Origin of the sequence: Pedobacter roseus (genome assembly GCF_014395225.1) — a bacterium.
Lineage (GTDB): Bacteria > Bacteroidota > Bacteroidia > Sphingobacteriales > Sphingobacteriaceae > Pedobacter > Pedobacter roseus.
Genome location: NZ_CP060723.1, coordinates 4928507 through 4945783, shown reverse-complemented (window position 1 = coordinate 4945783; position 17277 = coordinate 4928507). Strand labels below are relative to the sequence as shown.

Here is a 17277-nt window from a genome sequence, read left to right as displayed (position 1 = left end):
ATAAACAGATACCAATTCTAATCGATAAGCCGTTGTAATAATGGTTTAAGGTAATAATCTGAATTAAATGGCGGCTGTTATTCAAAAGCGTTTCTTCCGGGCAATAAAAAGTAAAGTAATTATAGGTTTTCTATTTGCCTGTTTTGCGCTGCTATTGGCATGGGGTATCAGCAAGTTTGCCTTTACCAGGATGCTTAATACCGTGGAAGAAATTTCTGCGCCGAATGACCGTTTAAGGATTGTTAATGATCTTTCGCATAAAATTGCAAGGTTAGACCAGCTGCAGCGCGATGAAGCGTTTAATAAACAGGGTACCTATAGTTTTTTAAAGGAATCACGTAAACTAAGATCCAGCCTGGATACCCTGCGAAAATTATACCGTGGCGATTCTGCACAACTGGCAAGGATAAAATCGATCAAAAATTTACTCTCCGACCGGGATAAACAGTTTGTGAACTACCTTAAAGTGCGGGAAACACTGGTGAATACCAAATCCTTCTCGGATGAAGTGCAGAAACTAAACGAACTGGTGGCTACCCGGACAAGGCAAACCGATAGCGCGGTGTTGACAACCGAAACCACTACCTCAACCACTACGGTTGCGCCGGAGGAAGAACAAAAATCGCGCGGATTCCTGAGTAAACTCTTTGGAAAGAAGAAATCTGACGTTTACAAAATCATCAACGAAGAGTTTAAGGTTAAACGCGATACCTTAAATGCAAAAGCTGAAGACAGCATCATGAAAAGCATGACGGGTTCACTTCGAAATATCGAACTGGAACAACGTCAGAAAAGTCAGAAGTTTTTAAAACGCGAAGCCGATTTATCAAGTGCCAGTAATGCCTTAACAGCGAAAATGCTGCAGATTTTACGTGAAGTAGAAGGCGAAGCTGTTGCACAGGTTGATTTAAATGGCATTCAGGCCAAAGAGGTGGTTAACGATGGGATTACGCAGATTACTACCATAATTATCATTTTCTTTTTGTTGACCGTAATCTTGCTTTACCTGATCCTGGCAGATATTACCAAAAGCAATAGATATAGAAAGGCCTTAGAGCTGGCGAAAGATGAAGCTGAATATCATGGCAAGGCAAAACAGCGCTTTCTATCCAACATGAGCCATGAGATCAGAACCCCATTGCAATCTATTTTAGGCTATGCCGAATTGATTACTCAACAGGATGTACCTAATAAAAAGGATGTTGATGCCATTTATCAGTCTTCTATCCATTTGCTTCAGATTGTGAATGAGGTGTTGGATTATAACCGGATTATTTCTGGAGAATTTAGCTTTAATAATCAGGTGTTTAATATCAGAAAAGCTTTGGATGAGGTAGTTTCGGTAATGCGGCCTTTGGCAGAGCAGAAATCCCTTCAGTTAAATGCTGTTCTTGATCTGGCTGACCTTGAATTTGTAAAAGGTGATGCTTTCAGGTTAAAACAGATCTTATTCAATTTATTGGGCAATGCCGTTAAATTTACCTTAAAGGGCGAAATCCGCCTGTCTGTTTCTTATAAAAAGCAAGGCGATGATCTGCATTTTCATTTCGCGATAAAAGATACCGGAATTGGCTTCGAAGAGAAAGATATTCCTAAAATATTTAATGAATTTGAGCAAATAGAATCTCCGGAAAAATATATCATCAATCAGGCAGGCACTGGCCTAGGGTTGCCCATCGTTAAATCATTGATCGAGACTCAGGGAGGAAGAATTTATGTTAAAAGTAAACCTGGAATTGGAACCACATTTAATATTTACATGAAATATGAAAATACATCTGAAAGGGTAAATGATGCTTTGGATCTAGAACATTACGCCATTGTTAACCCCGGTTCTGTTTGGGTAATTGATGATGATAAGCTGATTCTTGACCTATGTGGAATGATTTTCGAGAAAAACAAAATTCCCTACAGGAGTTTTACCCAGGTAGCCGATATTCTTCATACCGAACCGGAACCCGATTTAAAATATGTTTTGATTGATATGCGCATGCCAGAAATGACTGGTTTCGAACTTTGTCATTTGTTAAAAAAGAAACTGCCCTCTAATATTAAGTTCTATGCCATTACCGCGCAAGTTCTGCCAGAAGAGCGTGAAATGGTTTTAAGTGAGGGCTTTGACGGGCTGATTATGAAACCGTTCAGGGCAGTTGATATTCTTTCGATTTTTGATAAAACGGAAATCTTAGCCGAACAGCCCGAATTTGATTTCTCATCTATCGAAAAAATGACTTTTGGCGATCAGCAGATGCTTGAAAAAATCCTGAACCGTTTTAAACAGGATTCTATTGACGATGCAGCCGAACTGAAAAAACATATTGCAGAAAATGACCAGGAAAAAAGCAGGTTACTGGTCCATCGTTTGGCCGGGCGAACGGCGCAGATGGGTGCTAAAACCCTCGCAAATGCTTTCCGTACCCTGGAAATAGAAATTGCCGAAAAGGGGTTAACCGATTATAGCAAAGCCGAAGTTTTGGTGCAGATTAAAAAATTGGATAGCCTGATTGCTTTTATAGCGCAAATGGATTATGCCAATGCTGAATAATTATTCAATCCCGTAGCGCTCCATTTTTGCATATAATGTTTTACGGTCGATATTTAAAATCTTTGCTGCTTTTGATTTATTGTGCCTCACTTTGATTAAAGTTTCGGTAATCAGTGTTTTTTCGTTCTGTTCGTTTACCGCTTTCAGGTCAGATGAATTGCCCGGGGCCGATTGATGTTGAACCGAAATCATCATTTCATCAGGTAATGCTTCAATTTGGGCAACATCACCAGGGCTCAATAATACCATACGTTTAATCACATTACTCAGCTCGCGCAAATTGCCAGGCCAATCGTAACTTAACAATAATGCTTTAGCTTCAGCAGATACGCTTTTAACGTTCCGTTCTAAATCGCGGTTTGATAGCTGAATGAAGTGATTGATGAACAGTTCCAGATCTCCACCTCTATCGCGCAATGGCGGAAGCTGGATTTTAAATTCATTTAAGCGATGGTATAAATCTTCCCTAAATTCTCCCTGTTGCATGCTGTTGGTCAGATCATCATTTGTAGCCGTAATAATGCGAACGTTTACAGGGATTTGTTTGGTACTGCCTAAAGGCTGTATCACCCTTTCCTGTAATGCACGAAGCAGTTTAATCTGCACTTCGTAACTCAGGTTACCAACTTCATCCAGAAACAATGTTCCTCCGTTGGCGGCTTCAAACTGACCTTTTTTATCATTTAATGCACCTGTAAAGGCGCCTTTAACGTGCCCGAATAATTCACTTGCGGCAAGATCTTTTGATAAAGCGCCGCAATCTATTGCCACAAAAGGTTTATCTGCCCGCTTACTCTGTTGGTGTAAAGTTCTGGCTGCAAATTCTTTTCCGGTTCCACTTTCACCCTGTATAATTACCGACATATCAGTAGGTGCAACCAGGTTAATGTGACCATATAATTTATCGGCAATGGCACTTTTACCCTTAATAAAATCGCTGTTTATTTCTTTAGGTTCATCACTTTTGATATTCTTTTTTGCTAAAGAATTTTTGATCACCATCAATAGCTCATCGGGGTTAACCGGTTTGGTGATGTAATCAAAAGCGCCTAACTGAATTGATTTTACCGCGGTACGAACATCATTAAAACTGGTCATAATGATTACCGGGATAGATAGGCCCAGATCACGAAGATGGGTAAGCACTTCAAAACCTGTCCCGTCGGGAAGGCGGTAATCAATTAATAGTAAGTCGAATTCACTGTTCTCTACTTGTTTAAAAGATTGCTTTACATGGGTTACAAGGGTAACCTCGTGACCGTTTTTTGTTAAAAAACCTTCAAGTAATTGAGCAAATGTTGTATCGTCTTCTAGAATCAGGATTCTCGCCATTTAACAAAAATAAGAAAAGCCGGACATAATCCGGCTTTCTTTTGTAATAGGTAGATGTAATATTTGGGTTTTTATTGTACGGGTTTACCGTCTTTATCAATTTTAACCGAACCAGTTTCTGCTTCTTTTTTAACATTGATCAAGTAGTATTCCTTTGTTCCTTCTTTAACAGACCAAGCTTCAGTAGCAGTCCATCCTTTATAAGCATCAGATTTTAATGCTGTTGTTACCGGCTCAGGTAATTCTTCCAATTTAACCGGAGTTTTTACCGCACTATCTTGAACTGCAACAATTGCAGCATTTTTAATTGTATTTACTTCACTTGCCTGTACTGCTGAGAATCCTGCAAAAGCTAAGAACGCAGCTGATAAAATTAATTTTTTCATCTTGTTTCTTTTTTAGTTTATGCGCAGCCCGAAGGCCGCGCTTATATTGATTATGCCTTTATGGCGTATTTATTTGAGATTATTGAACTGGTTTACCGTCTTTGTCGATTTTTACCGAACCGGTTTCAGCTTCTTTTTTCACGTTGATTAAATAATACTCTTTGGTACCTTCTTTAACCGACCATGCTTCAGTAGCAGTCCATCCTTTGTAAGCATCAGATTTTAATGCGGTGGTTACCGGAGCAGGAAGTTCTTCCAATTTAACTGGAGTTTTTACTGCACTATCTTGAACTGCAACAATTGCAGCGTTTTTGATTGTATTTACTTCACTTGCTTGTACTGCTGTGAATCCTGCGAATGCTAAAGTAGCGGCTAAAATGATCTTTTTCATGATATTCTGTTTTAAATATGATTGGTAACTTTCGTTACTGTTTAAATACTTATTAATTATGGAGCGCTAATTTTATATTGATTATTGAACTGGTTTACCGTCTTTGTCGATTTTTACCGAACTGGTTTCAGCTTCTTTTTTCACGTTAATTAAATAATACTCTTTAGTACCTTCTTTAACTGACCATGCTTCAGTTGCGGTCCAACCTTTATATGCATCAGATTTTAATGCGGTTGTTACTGGCTCAGGAAGTTCTTCCAATTTCACTGGAGTTTTTACTGCGCTATCTTGAACTGCAACAATTGCAGTAGTTTTAAAATCTTTTACTTCACTTGCTTGTACTGCTGAGAACCCTGCGAATGCTAATACTGTAGCTGCTAAAACGAATTTTTTCATGGTATATATTTTAAAATTTATTTGTGTAACAATACTTGCTAATGTTTCATAATGGTGCCAAACCAGTTTTTTTATTTAAATAATTGATTTACAGTTGATTGTTGTTGTGCCAAAGTTTTAATGTTGTGGAGTTTCTCCACACTTTGTGGTGAATGACTACAAGTTTTGCAGTTATTTGCTGCATACTTATCGCTGCTTGGCATCGTGATACCCCACTTAAATTGGATTTGTAATGAAAAAGCACAGCTTTCAGCGTATGATCATGCCATCAAGTGTAACCTTATATCATAGAAGCAGATTTTAAGTGTAATTTAGAAATAGCAACGCTTGAAAACCTCTGATTGTTAAACAGGAATATCTGACGAGGCAAAAAAATAAATTTCAACTTTTGAAAAAAGAAGATTTTTTTCTATCATTGCAGCCCGATTAAAAGCCTCCTTAGCTCAGCTGGTAGAGCAACTGACTTGTAATCAGTAGGTCATTGGTTCGATTCCGATAGGAGGCTCTTTTTCTTTTCCAATTTTCTAAATTCTTTAGAGAAAATTTAAAAATCATTTCATTTTCAAAAATAACCCTGGCTTAGAAAAATATTTTTTTAGCTGCTGGTATTGCGCTAATTTGCAGCATGCTAAAATACTTTTCAGCCGATTGGATTTTTCCTGTTGCTTCGGCTCCGGTTAAAAATGGGGCGGTAGCTGTACGCCCGGATGGCGAAATTGTTGGAATCTTAACTCAAGAAGAGATCGTAAACCTTGGTCTGGATGTTACAAAACATAAAGGAGCCATCGTTCCTGGTTTTATCAATACCCATTGCCATTTAGAACTTTCGCACATGCTGGGGCAAATTCCTGAGCATACCGGATTAGTAGAATTTGTGCGCAGCATCATTACAAGCAGGCAAGGCGATGCAGGGCAGATTAAAGCTGCGATGGAAACTGCCGACCAAAAAATGTTCGAAAACGGTATTGTAGCTGTTGGCGATATTTCCAACCAAATTTCCTCTAAAGAGGTAAAAGAAAACAGCAAAATCCATTACCATACCTTTATAGAGGCTTTGGGCTTTAATCCTGAACGTGCAGGTGCTATAATGGATCAAGTTAAGAGTATTAAGCAAGATTTTGAACCACTGCCAGCATCTATCGTTCCACATGCCCCCTACACTGTATCTCCAGAATTATTTGAATTAATCAGGGATGAAGCCGAAAAAGCCAATACTCTTATCAGTGTGCACAATCAGGAAACGGACAATGAAAATGCTTTTTTCGAAAATAAAACAGGCGGATTTTTAGATCTATATCAGTTTTTAGGATTGGATATCACGTTTTTCGAGCCAAGCCATAAAACCTCATTACAAAGCTGGCTACCTTATATTAAGGAGCAAAAAACTTTATTGGTACACAATACCGTTTCTAACAAAGCCGACATCATGTTTGCAAAAGCGCATAACCCGAATTTATATTGGTGCCTTTGTCCGCAGGCTAATCTTTATATCGAAAATGCCCTACCCAATGTTGATTTACTAATAAATGAAAAAGTGAAAATTACTTTGGGTACCGATAGTTTGGCGAGCAACCATCAGCTTAATATCCTGTCTGAAATGATTACCCTACAAAAACATAAGCAGGTTACTTTTGAAAAACTTTTAAGCTGGGCAACTATAAATGGAGCAGAATTTTTAGCGCTCGATAAGGATTTAGGAACAATAGAGCCTGGCAAAAAACCGGGGTTGAATCTGATCCAGCTTTCAGCTAATTGTATAATCGAAAGTGATAATGTAGAAAGATTAATTTAATTGGTCTTACGCCTTAAATTGTTGTTTTTTTAAGGCGAAGATCTAATTTGCATTAGATTTTAATAGTATTTCATCTTTTTCACCTTAAAAAAGTAATTTTTTAAGGTGAAATGTGTTTCCCTTTGCTTATTTGAGGTGATTTTGTGCTTTGACATTAAATATCCGGATTTTTAATGTCAAAAATGATTATATTTGAATATGCCATTTGCTATTAATCCAGATCGTACCAAACCCTGGAACTCGCTTCCTGAACTTCCAGTTGATTCAGTTATCTACCTTGACGTTGATATTCTATTACAACTTGGCAATAGTAAAGCAGCATTAGGACGTCTTCAAGGTAGAAGTATTGCTATTCCCAATCAAGGGCTGCTGATTAATTCAATTAGTTTGCAAGAAGCAAAAGCATCGAGTGCGATTGAAAATATTTTCACTACGGATGATGAACTTTATAAAGCATATAGCGAAGAAAATGTCGGTCAAGTAAATGGTCCGGCAAAAGAAATTCTATATTATAGAGAAGCATTATGGGAAGGTCATCAATATCTTCAGGAAAATAAACCTATCGATAGGGAATATTTTATTAAAATGTACCGGATTGTTAGTCGGTTCAATGATGGGATACGGCCACCAGTGGCTCAAATTGTAATTAAGGAAGGTGGATCTGGTCCTAATGCCGGAAAAGTGTTTTATACACAACCCAGGGGAGCGGGTATAATCGAAGCTAAAATGGATAACCTGATTAAATTTCTTAATGATGAAATAAACTACCCGTTGGACCCATTACTTAAAATGGCCATAGGACATTATCAATTTGAGGCAATACATCCATTTCGTGATGGTAATGGCAGAACAGGAAGGATTTTTAATATTAATTATTTAACGCAAAAAGGATTACTAGACTACCCCATACTTTTTTTAAGCAAGTATATTATGGAGAATAAAGAAGCATATTATGCTGGTCTTGCAGGAATTACTCAGCGTGGAAGTTGGAAAAATTGGATACTTTATATGCTTAAGGCTGTTGAAGTAACAGCGAATATTACTTATGATAAAATAAATGATATCATTTCAGCTAAAGAGTCAATTACAGCCGCTGTTTTGGAAAATACAGATATCCAGCGACCAGATTCATTAATTAATTCAATATTTACGCAGCCCTTTACCCGTGTTCAACATTTGGTTAAAAAAGGTATATATGCAGAAAACACTGCAAGAAAGTATTTGGATCAATTAACCGAAATGGGGATTCTTGAAAAGAGATTGGTAGGCAAAGGACATTATTTTCTTAATTTAGAGTTGTACAGAATTCTTTCAGAATAAATGAAAATAGCCATATTAGACGATTATCAGGATGCGGTTAGAAAATTGTCGTGTTTTAGTTTATTGCAGCAGCAGGAAGTTGTTATTCTTAACAAGACCGAGAGGGATCTCGATGTCCTGGCAGAAAAAATAAAAGACGTTGAAGTATTAGTTTTGATCAGAGAGCGGACAGCCATTACTAATGACTTACTTTCCAGATTACCCAAACTGAAGCTGATTAGCCAAACCGGGAAAATTTCCAATCATTTAGATTTGATTGCCTGCTCTAAATATAAAGTGGCGGTGGCTGAAGGCATTGGTTCTCCGATTGCTCCTGCCGAATTAACATGGATTTTGTTAATGAATGTTTTAAGGCAGATTCCCAATGCCATTGAAGGAATGAAAAAAGGCAATTGGCAGGTGAATATCGGTGAAAGTGTGAACGGAAAAATCATCGGGATTTGGGGGTATGGAAAAATCGGTAAAATTATAGCAGGTTATGCAAAAGCTTTTGGCGCAAAGGTTTTGGTATGGGGCAGTGATCAATCGAGATTGAACGCGATAGGCGATGGCTTTCAGGCTGCAGAAAGTAAAATCGATTTTTTTAAAACTGCCGATGTGATTACACTTCATCTACGTTTAAACCAAGAAACCAATGGGATTGTAAAAGAGGAGGACTTAAATTTAATGAAAACTTCTTCGGTGCTGATCAATACTTCCCGGGCAGAACTTATAGTAACGGGAAGCCTTATTAAAGCTTTAAAAGCAGGTAGGCCGGGTTTTGCGGGTATAGATGTTTACGAAAGTGAACCCGTTTACCATGTAGATTTTGAATTGCTTAACATGCCGAATGTAGTTTGTACCCCACACCTTGGCTATGTAGAAAAGAACAGTTACGAGCTCTATTTTAGCAAAGCGTTCGAAAATATCATCAATTACATCAACGGAAAACCGACAAATATTGCCAACCCCGAAATACTTTAAGCATGAACGGCCATGGTACGTATCACCACGTATCATAACCTAATAAAACTCCTATGAACCCAATATGTAAACTTTTCAACATAAAATATCCTATTATCCAGGCCGGAATGGTTTGGTGCAGTGGCTGGAAATTGGCTTCGGCAGTTTCAAATGCAGGTGGTTTGGGTATTATCGGTGCAGGCTCCATGTACCCGGAGGTTTTAAAAATACACATCCAAAAATGCAAATTAGCTACCGATAAACCTTTCGCGGTTAATATTCCTTTGCTCTATCCCAACATCCAGGAAATTATTGAGGTAGTAATAGAAGAAGGAGTAAAGATTGTGTTTTCTTCTGCAGGTAATCCGGCAACATGGACAAGCATTTTAAAAGAGAAGGGAATTACGGTTGTCCATGTGGTTGCGAACATAAAATTTGCCTTAAAAGCTCAGCAAGCCGGTGTAGATGCCATAGTGGCCGAAGGTTTTGAAGCCGGCGGGCACAATGGTAGGGAAGAAACAACTACAATGTGTTTGATCCCGATGATAAAAGAGGCGGTAAAAATTCCGGTTATCGCAGCCGGTGGTATCGGGAGTGGAAAAGCCATGTTGGCTGCTTTTGCTTTAGGTGCCGATGCCGTTCAGGTAGGTTCTGCTTTTGCTGTTGCCGAAGAATCATCTGCTCACCCTGCTTTTAAAAATAAAATTATTTCGGCCACTGAAGGTGATACCAAACTGGCTATGAAAAAACTGGTGCCTGTAAGGTTATTAAAAAACGAATTTGCTGATGCGGTTTCAATGGCTGAGGCCGAAGGTGCCGATCGGGAACGTTTAATGGAGCTTTTAGGCAGGGCCAGGGCAAAATTGGGGATGTTTGAAGGCGATATGGAAAATGGTGAACTCGAAATCGGTCAGGTTTCTGCTATGCTTAAAAAAATTAAGCCTGCTAAATCCATTCTTGACGAAATTTGGTCCGAATTTAAATCCGAATTACAAGGATTTAAATACATATCTGGTGAATTAGATTTATAAACAACATTTTATATTGCCAGGTCATTAACTTTACAACATTTCAACTTTACAACATCCGGACATAAGGATACACAATTGGTTTACTAACTTTGCAACGTTAAAATTTAGTATGAGCGAAAAAAATATAAAATCTTCTGAAGGGGTAAAGCATCTTAATATAATGATAACTGGTAAAGTGCAGGGCGTTGGGTTTAGGGAGACTACAAAAATTATTGCCAACCAAATGATGGTAAATGGTTTTGTAAGAAACGAAAAAGATGGTTCGGTTTACATTGAAGCAGAAGGCGAAGAAATTTTTCTCGAAGAATTTGTAAACTGGTGCCATGAAGGTCCGGACCGCTCGAGGGTAGAAAATGTAGCTGTAAGCGATGGCGAAGTAAAAAACTATCGTAATTTTGAAGTCTTAAGAAAATAAATTGCTGAATTGTTGGATTGCTATATCGCTCCGGTAATGGAGCTTATCTCAATACGCAATACTCAAATCTCAATATTAAATGTCGGTATATAAAAAGTTTCTTGGACAGACCATGATTTATGGTATCAGTACCATTTTTTCGAGGTTGTTCAATTTTATTTTAACGCCAGTTTACACGGGTGTTTTCGCCCCTGGTGTTTATGGTGTTTTTACCAAAATGTTCAGTTATGTATCCATCATCAATCCAATATTGGCTTTTGGTATGGAAACCACCTTCTTCAGGTACTTAAATAAACATGAAGATCGGAAGCAGGAAGTGTACAACAATAGCTTTTTGGTAATTGCTTTTATATCCACCCTGTTTTTAATCACCGCATTAATTTTTTCCGATTACCTGGCCAGGTATACTTTGGATGGAAACATCGCTGAATTGGCCGATCAAAGATCTTATGTGCATTATTTCGCGTGGATTTTATTTGTGGATGCCATCAGTGTAATTCCATTCGCAAAATTAAGGGCCGATGGAAAGCCATTTAAATATAGCTTAATCAAGTTTCTTAACATAGGCACTTTTGTAGGCTTAAACCTGGTGTTCATTTACGTGATCCCATTCCTCATCAAACATGATATATTAAGCGGCTGGTTCACCCCATGGTACAAAGGCCGTTGGGTAGGTTATGTATTTGTAGCCAACTTAATAGCAAGCGTGGTTACTTTGCTCATGCTTATTCCGCAATTTTTAGAAATCCAGTTTAAGTTTAACAAAAGCTTATTCAACAATATGCTGGGCTATAGCTGGCCTGTTTTGGTGGCCAATTTATCGTTTATCATTAATGAAAATTTAGATAAAATTTTATTGGGAAAATACCTGCCGGAGAGCATCGCCAATCATGATGTAGGTATTTATGGAGCCGTGTGCAAATTGGCCATTTTCATCAGTATTTTTAATACCGCTTTTAGGTTAGGTGCCGAACCGTTTTTCTTTAGTCACGCTAAAAATGCAAATGCAAAGCAAACCTATGCCAATATCCTGTACTACTTTGTACTCGCTTTATCCATCCTTTTTGTAGGCTTAACAGCCAATATCGAAATCATCAAACATTTTATCAATTCAAGATATTGGGTGGGGCTTAACGCAGTTCCGTTTTTATTGTTCGGTTATGTTTGTTTAGGTATTTACATGAATTTATCGGTGTGGTACCGCTTATCCGATCAAACAAGGTATGGCTTATATATCTCTTTGGTTGGCGCCGTTTTTACCATCATCATGAATATTATCCTGATTCCTAAATTCAGTTATATGGGTTCTGCATGGGTATCCATGTTTGCCTATTTTATTATCATGGTTATTTCTTATTTACTTGGACAAAAACATTACCCCATTCCCTATAAACTTAAAGCAATGAGTGCGTATATATTGGTTTCTATTGTGATGGTATACTTATCTTTTTGGGTTTTTAAACGCAATATTTACATTGGAAACGGCATTTTAGTGCTATTTCTACTGGGCATTTTCTATTTTGAGAAGAATAATGTGGCGAAAATGCTCAAGAAGTAAATCAGGAGGATTAATTATCTCAGATCTAGTATCTCCAATCTCACATCTTATAAAAAATGGAAATAAAAATTATCAACACATCCGGGCACCCGCTTCCTCAGTACGAAACCGCACACGCGGCAGGAATGGATCTTCGCGCTGCAATAACCGAAGAAATTATTTTGAAACCTTTACAACGGTTATTGGTACCAACGGGTTTATTTATCGAATTGCCTATAGGTTTTGAAGCACAGATCAGGCCAAGGAGCGGGCTGGCTTATAAACATGGCATCAGTATTGTAAATTCTCCGGGTACAATTGATGCCGATTACCGTGGCGAAATAAAAGTTTTATTGGTAAATTTATCAGATACAGATTTTAAAATCGTTAATGGCGACAGGATTGCCCAAATGGTAGTGGCTAAACACGAAACCGTGAGCTGGCAGCCGGTTACCGAACTAGGCGAAACAGCACGCGGCGAAGGCGGTTACGGACATACGGGAAAAGTTTAAGGATCGAATGATAGAATTAGTGATTAGATATACATGATTGAATTATTAAGACTTGATTTTGCACTTTGCAAATTCATTCATTCAAAATTCACGCATTCAAAACTATAATTATGGTTAGAGGGACTATTTTTCTTGTATTAGGTTTTATATGTACCCAAACATTTGGACAAGGAACGGTTACGCCAGCTACCAACCGCGACAGCAATATGGTAAAACAGTTGTTTTTTGCGGGCTTGCGCGAGAAAATGTCCGAAAATTATGTGGTTGCCTCTACCAATTTTAATAAAATCGTTGGTTTAGATCCGAATAACCATGCGGCTTATTTCGAACTGGCCAATGCCAATCTCCGTTTAGATAAACTGAGCGAGGCTGAACAGAACATCAAACAGGCCATTAAGTTAAATGCCGATAATTTATGGTACTGGCGTTTGCTTGGCGAAGTATATAAACGCACCAATAAAATGCCCGAACTGATTGATGTGTTTAATCAGCTCATCCGCATTGATCCCGAAAATGATGCCTATTATTTTGATAAGGCCAATGCCCAGTTTTTAGCCAATCAGTTAGATGATGCTAAAAAAACTTATGATGAAATACAGGTTAAATTTGGCGATTCTCGAGATCTGACAAATGCCAGAAAACGCTTTCAGGCAAATGGTAGTGCCACCGAAAGTGATATTGTTAAATTACTGGAAGGCAACCAGGCCGACGTAAAAAATTATTTATATGCTGCAGGTCTGCTTTTGCAAAAAGGAAATGATCCTGAAGCATTAAAGGTGCTGGTTAAAGCACAACAATTAGAACCCGGTAACTTTGAGGTTAACCTCGCTTTAGCTGATATTTACCGCAGGCAAAAAAATGATGAAGCCGCCTTTGCTTCCCTAAAGCTTGCTTTCCAAAGTGCTGAAATGCCCTTAACCGAAAAGGTTAAAATTATAGCGGCTCTGTTCCCGAAGCTGAGCCAGCCTATTGTTGCTAAAAACGTAACCGAGCTGAGCAGGCTGGTTGCCGAAAAAAATCCGGCCGATGCCAAAGCTTTAGCGCTTTACGGCGACGTGCTTTATCAGCAGAACAACCTCAAAGAGGCATTGGTGCAATATCAGGCCGCTTTAAAACTCAACGAACAGGTGTATGTGGTTTGGGAGCAGGTCATCAATATCCAAACCTTACTGGGGCATTACGATGAAGCTATAAAAGTGGGCGATGAAGCGCTAACCATTTACCCAAATCAGGCCAGTTTATACTATTACATGGCTTACGCGCAGTATAAAACAGGTAAATACGAGCCTGCAATGAGCAATTTAAAAACTTCGCTACAGTTAGATGTTGAAAATAAGAGTTTACAGGCACAGATTTATGCCTTACAGGGCGATATATTTATCAACCAGAATAATTTTTCAGCAGCAAAAACCGCATTTGAAAAAACCATTTCACTGGAGCCTGATAATTACCTGATCATGAATAATTATGCCTATTATTTAGCGTTAAAGAATGATGATTTAGCAAAAGCTGCAAAATATGCAGAAACAGCGGCCAATGGAATGCCAAACAATCCATCCATTATCGATACTTATGCCTTCATCCTGTTTAAGCAGCAAAAATACGACCTGGCAAAAACATGGATAGAAAAAGCACTGCAAAACAATAGCAATAAAAATGGTGTTTACTTGGAGCGCTATGGAGATATACTTTTTATGAAAGGTGAAAAGGATGAGGCAGTTATCCAGTGGCAAAAAGCAAAAGAGGCCGGAAACGGATCAGAAGTATTAATTAAAAAGATAAATGAAAAAAAGTATTTTAAATAGCATGTTCCTGTTGGGAGCAGTAGTTTTTGTTTCGGCATGTAAGCCTAAAAAAGAAGTTGTAGTGGCCCCGCCAACCCAAACGGAAACCAAAACCGATAACTCTAAAGCAGAAACCCTAACGCTATTAAATAGTAAACAGCTTAAATTTAATACCCTTTCTTTAAAAGCCAAGGCAACTTTGGATATTGGTGGCGATGTTAATGATGTGACCATGAATTTCAGGATGAAAGATAAGGAAGCTATTTGGGTTAGTATTACAGCGCTAGGTGGCGCATACGAGCCAGCAAGAGCATTAATTACGCCAGACAGTATTAAAATTATGAATAGGGCAAAGAGCGAATACCTAAAAAAGCCCTTCAGCTACATTTATAACTTCACCAATAAGCAAGTTAATTTTAATACACTTCAGGCAATTTTAACCGGTAACGCCATGGGCGAATTTTTAACCCAGCAATCGGATGTTAAGCAGGAAAACGGCGCTTGGGTTGTTTCGGGAAGCAAGGCCGAACTGGATTACAAGCTGCTTTTCAATACCCTTTTCAAGGTGGCCGAAACCAATTTAAATGACGTTAGAAACGGCCAGGCATTAAAAGTAACTTATTCTGATTATCAGAAACTAAACGAATCTTTATTCCCAGGTGCTTTACAGATCAAAACACTCTCTAAAGCGAAAAAAATAAACATCGATCTGCAGTTTGTGAAAATTGATGGCAATGTTCCTGTCGATTTTCCGTTTAATGTACCAAAGAGGTTTACGGTTGTGAAATAAGCTTAGCACATAATAACTTAATATCTATAATTGGCTTGCCAAAGGTATCTACTGCTTCAGTATGGTCACTTTGGCAATCTTTGTATTATATGAAGATTAGGTGAAGACAGTTCTGTAATAAGTGATTATGACTTTAGTATCTCGATTTTAATACTTTTTACTATAAAATTTTTATACTTTTGGCTTAATGAAGCTACAAAAACTCCTATTTATCCTTTTTTTAAGCGTGTTAACCCTTTCGGCGGTTGCACAAACTGAAAGTCAGCTCAGAAGGAAAAAAGAAGCTATTGAACGTGAAATAGAACAACTTCAAAAGAATCTGAATAAGACTGCCAGCGGTAAAAAGCTTACCCTACAGCAGATTAATGCCATCAATGCCCAGATCAGGTTGCGTCAGGATAAAATCGGCACAATCAACTCTGAAATTAAAAATCTGGATAACCAAATCTCTCAGAACACAAATACCGTACATACATTGCAGGGTCAGTTGGGCGATCTTAAAAAAGAGTATGCGGGCATGATCCGTTTTGCACAGCGAAACAGGAACTCGTACGATAAAATGATGTTTATTTTCGCCTCGAAAGATTTTAACCAGGCCTATAAAAGGATCAAATATTTACAACAGTTTAGTCAGTACAGAAAAAAGCAGGCTGGTTATATCGAAAATACGCAGCAGGACCTAAACGGGAAGATTAAAGTGCTTGATAAAACACTCCGTGAAAAAAGTGACCTGTTAAAAGAGCAGGAAAAGGAACGTGAGCGTTTAGGCAGAGATAAGAGTGAACAGGCAGTAGTGCTGAACAAGTTGAGTAAGGATGAAAAGCAGTTTAGGCAGGATATCAATACCCGTAAAAAACAACAAGCACAGATAGATAAAGCCATTCGTTTAGCGATACAAAGGGCTATTGAAGAGGCAAGAAGAAAGGCTGCTGAAGAAGCACGTATTGCAGCGGCAAAAGCTGCAGCTGAAGCCAAAGCCGCAGCAGCAAGAGCGAAAGCAGAGAATAGACCTGCCCCAGCAGCTCCGGCGGCCGCTAAGGAAAAAAGTACAAATGAATTATTAACTAACGATGCCGGCTCGGCTAAATTAGCAGCAGGCTTCGAGAATAACCGTGGCAGATTGCCTTATCCTGTTTCAGGAACAATTACTGAGCATTTTGGTGTTCATAAGGTAGATCAGGCATCTATGAACAATGAGGGGGTAAATATTACATCCTCTGAAGGTGCGCCAGTGAGAGCAGTTTTTGATGGTGAAGTTTTGGGAATAAGTCTTATTTATGGTAAATATGTAGTTATACTAATGCATGGAAATTATTTTACCATCTATCAAAATCTTAAATCGGCCAGTGTGAGTAAAGGTGATAAGGTAAGTACCCGTCAAACAATTGGAGTTCTTGCTAACTCGGGCGATATTGCTGAGCTGCATTTCGAAATTATGAGGGGGCAAACAAAACTAAATCCAGAGGCCTGGATTAGTAAATAGATTAGTTTTTAAATTGTTTATATTTGTATAAATTATATTAGTGATGTATCAAGGCACGTTATTAGAGTTTTTAAACATGGGTGGATCGGAGATCGTGCTCATTTTAGTGGTAGTCCTATTATTGTTCGGTGGTAAAAAACTACCTGAGCTGGCAAGGGGACTTGGAAAAGGGATCAGAGAGTTTAAAGATGCATCTGATGGTGTGAAGCGTGAAATCCATAGGAACATCAATGCTATGGATTTAGATAAAGAAGAAGCGGAAGAAACAGCGGTAAACCATAGTCAACGTCACCATCCAACAGAAGAAACACCTGTTGATGAAAAAGTTACGGCAAGTGTGCCACATACCGAATCAAGCACCCCGGTTGACGAAAAAATTGTAGCAGACAATCATAAAGTTTAAACAAAAAAGTTATGTTAAATACAACAATAGCAGCAATGCTTGGAACACCAGAAATTATCATTATTGCGGTAGTGGTATTGTTATTATTTGGTGGCAAAAAAATCCCTGAACTAATGAGAGGTTTAGGTAAAGGTGTTAAAGAATTTAAAGATGGAAAAGATGGTGTTGATGGAGATCAGGTAGATCCATCTAACCGTGATAAAACCGTTTAATTGCAA

Annotated in this window: 17 protein-coding genes and 1 tRNA gene; 14 read left to right on the top strand and 4 right to left on the bottom strand. The window is 38.3% G+C overall.

The annotated features are described in order from the left end of the window. Nucleotides 1-67 precede the first annotated feature (67 nt). Nucleotides 68-2545, top strand: coding sequence for a hybrid sensor histidine kinase/response regulator (locus tag H9L23_RS20315; protein ID WP_187592042.1), 2478 nt, complete (start codon nucleotides 68-70; stop codon nucleotides 2543-2545). Here H9L23_RS20315 and H9L23_RS20310 read toward each other — a convergent pair whose 3' ends face one another. The 4 genes from H9L23_RS20310 to H9L23_RS20295 all read right to left on the bottom strand — a co-directional run bounded on the left by H9L23_RS20310 (nucleotide 2546) and on the right by H9L23_RS20295 (nucleotide 5050). Then, nucleotides 2546-3877: a sigma-54-dependent transcriptional regulator gene (locus H9L23_RS20310; protein ID WP_187592041.1), complete on the bottom strand. Its 1332-nt coding sequence runs from the start codon at nucleotides 3875-3877 to the stop codon at nucleotides 2546-2548. Between the two features lie 71 nt (nucleotides 3878-3948). Then, nucleotides 3949-4263: a hypothetical protein gene (locus tag H9L23_RS20305; protein WP_116169014.1), complete on the bottom strand. Its 315-nt coding sequence runs from the start codon at nucleotides 4261-4263 to the stop codon at nucleotides 3949-3951. 79 nt (nucleotides 4264-4342) lie between these two features. Next, entirely contained in the window at nucleotides 4343-4654 is a 312-nt protein-coding gene (locus tag H9L23_RS20300) for a hypothetical protein (protein WP_025145419.1), read from the bottom strand. Between the two features lie 81 nt (nucleotides 4655-4735). After that, nucleotides 4736-5050, bottom strand: a complete 315-nt coding sequence (locus H9L23_RS20295; protein ID WP_187592040.1) for a hypothetical protein — start codon at nucleotides 5048-5050, stop codon at nucleotides 4736-4738. 432 nt (nucleotides 5051-5482) lie between these two features. Between H9L23_RS20295 and H9L23_RS20290 the strand changes: the two genes are divergently transcribed. From H9L23_RS20290 to H9L23_RS20230, 13 genes are all read left to right on the top strand, one after another. After that, nucleotides 5483-5555, top strand: a tRNA-Thr gene (locus H9L23_RS20290). A gap of 120 nt (nucleotides 5556-5675) precedes the next feature. Continuing rightward, nucleotides 5676-6842, top strand: coding sequence for an amidohydrolase family protein (locus H9L23_RS20285; protein WP_187592039.1), 1167 nt, complete (start codon nucleotides 5676-5678; stop codon nucleotides 6840-6842). Nucleotides 6843-7040: 198 nt separating this feature from the next. Then, complete coding sequence (locus tag H9L23_RS20280; protein WP_187592038.1) at nucleotides 7041-8162, top strand: Fic family protein; 1122 nt, start codon at nucleotides 7041-7043, stop codon at nucleotides 8160-8162. Then, on the top strand, nucleotides 8163-9125 hold the full coding sequence (locus H9L23_RS20275; protein WP_187592037.1) for a D-2-hydroxyacid dehydrogenase family protein: 963 nt from the start codon (nucleotides 8163-8165) through the stop codon (nucleotides 9123-9125). A 53-nt stretch (nucleotides 9126-9178) separates the two neighbouring features. Continuing rightward, nucleotides 9179-10135, top strand: coding sequence for an NAD(P)H-dependent flavin oxidoreductase (locus tag H9L23_RS20270; protein ID WP_187592036.1), 957 nt, complete (start codon nucleotides 9179-9181; stop codon nucleotides 10133-10135). 109 nt (nucleotides 10136-10244) lie between these two features. After that, nucleotides 10245-10550, top strand: a complete 306-nt coding sequence (locus H9L23_RS20265) for an acylphosphatase (protein WP_187592035.1) — start codon at nucleotides 10245-10247, stop codon at nucleotides 10548-10550. Between the two features lie 79 nt (nucleotides 10551-10629). Then, entirely contained in the window at nucleotides 10630-12108 is a 1479-nt protein-coding gene (locus H9L23_RS20260) for a lipopolysaccharide biosynthesis protein (RefSeq protein ID WP_187592034.1), read from the top strand. A gap of 56 nt (nucleotides 12109-12164) precedes the next feature. Further along, nucleotides 12165-12599: a dUTP diphosphatase gene (gene dut / locus H9L23_RS20255; RefSeq protein ID WP_187592033.1), complete on the top strand. Its 435-nt coding sequence runs from the start codon at nucleotides 12165-12167 to the stop codon at nucleotides 12597-12599. 110 nt (nucleotides 12600-12709) lie between these two features. Beyond that, nucleotides 12710-14404: a tetratricopeptide repeat protein gene (locus H9L23_RS20250; RefSeq protein ID WP_187592032.1), complete on the top strand. Its 1695-nt coding sequence runs from the start codon at nucleotides 12710-12712 to the stop codon at nucleotides 14402-14404. Continuing rightward, nucleotides 14382-15173 carry a DUF4292 domain-containing protein gene (locus tag H9L23_RS20245; protein ID WP_187592031.1) on the top strand — a complete coding sequence of 264 codons (792 nt, stop codon included), beginning with the start codon at nucleotides 14382-14384 and terminating at the stop codon, nucleotides 15171-15173. Before H9L23_RS20250 ends, H9L23_RS20245 begins: the two co-directional genes overlap by 23 nt. Nucleotides 15174-15360: 187 nt before the next feature. Beyond that, a complete protein-coding gene (locus H9L23_RS20240; RefSeq protein ID WP_187592030.1) occupies nucleotides 15361-16656 on the top strand; it encodes a murein hydrolase activator EnvC family protein in 1296 nt (431 codons plus the stop codon). Between the two features lie 43 nt (nucleotides 16657-16699). Beyond that, on the top strand, nucleotides 16700-17059 hold the full coding sequence (locus H9L23_RS20235) for a Sec-independent protein translocase subunit TatA/TatB (RefSeq protein WP_187592029.1): 360 nt from the start codon (nucleotides 16700-16702) through the stop codon (nucleotides 17057-17059). A gap of 11 nt (nucleotides 17060-17070) precedes the next feature. Then, nucleotides 17071-17271 carry a Sec-independent protein translocase subunit TatA/TatB gene (locus tag H9L23_RS20230; protein ID WP_029986031.1) on the top strand — a complete coding sequence of 67 codons (201 nt, stop codon included), beginning with the start codon at nucleotides 17071-17073 and terminating at the stop codon, nucleotides 17269-17271. Nucleotides 17272-17277 lie beyond the last annotated feature (6 nt).

Coding starts and splice junctions, on each gene's coding strand:
- H9L23_RS20300 (WP_025145419.1), bottom strand. CDS start 4,654: ATGAAAAAGATCATTTTAGCCGCTACTTTAGCATTCGCAGGATTCACA.
- H9L23_RS20285 (WP_187592039.1), top strand. CDS start 5,676: ATGCTAAAATACTTTTCAGCCGATTGGATTTTTCCTGTTGCTTCGGCT.
- H9L23_RS20295 (WP_187592040.1), bottom strand. CDS start 5,050: ATGAAAAAATTCGTTTTAGCAGCTACAGTATTAGCATTCGCAGGGTTC.
- H9L23_RS20260 (WP_187592034.1), top strand. CDS start 10,630: ATGTCGGTATATAAAAAGTTTCTTGGACAGACCATGATTTATGGTATC.
- H9L23_RS20315 (WP_187592042.1), top strand. CDS start 68: ATGGCGGCTGTTATTCAAAAGCGTTTCTTCCGGGCAATAAAAAGTAAA.
- H9L23_RS20310 (WP_187592041.1), bottom strand. CDS start 3,877: ATGGCGAGAATCCTGATTCTAGAAGACGATACAACATTTGCTCAATTA.
- H9L23_RS20230 (WP_029986031.1), top strand. CDS start 17,071: ATGTTAAATACAACAATAGCAGCAATGCTTGGAACACCAGAAATTATC.
- H9L23_RS20280 (WP_187592038.1), top strand. CDS start 7,041: ATGCCATTTGCTATTAATCCAGATCGTACCAAACCCTGGAACTCGCTT.
- H9L23_RS20305 (WP_116169014.1), bottom strand. CDS start 4,263: ATGAAAAAATTAATTTTATCAGCTGCGTTCTTAGCTTTTGCAGGATTC.
- H9L23_RS20235 (WP_187592029.1), top strand. CDS start 16,700: ATGTATCAAGGCACGTTATTAGAGTTTTTAAACATGGGTGGATCGGAG.
- dut (WP_187592033.1), top strand. CDS start 12,165: ATGGAAATAAAAATTATCAACACATCCGGGCACCCGCTTCCTCAGTAC.
- H9L23_RS20240 (WP_187592030.1), top strand. CDS start 15,361: ATGAAGCTACAAAAACTCCTATTTATCCTTTTTTTAAGCGTGTTAACC.
- H9L23_RS20245 (WP_187592031.1), top strand. CDS start 14,382: ATGAAAAAAAGTATTTTAAATAGCATGTTCCTGTTGGGAGCAGTAGTT.
- H9L23_RS20265 (WP_187592035.1), top strand. CDS start 10,245: ATGAGCGAAAAAAATATAAAATCTTCTGAAGGGGTAAAGCATCTTAAT.
- H9L23_RS20250 (WP_187592032.1), top strand. CDS start 12,710: ATGGTTAGAGGGACTATTTTTCTTGTATTAGGTTTTATATGTACCCAA.
- H9L23_RS20270 (WP_187592036.1), top strand. CDS start 9,179: ATGAACCCAATATGTAAACTTTTCAACATAAAATATCCTATTATCCAG.
- H9L23_RS20275 (WP_187592037.1), top strand. CDS start 8,163: ATGAAAATAGCCATATTAGACGATTATCAGGATGCGGTTAGAAAATTG.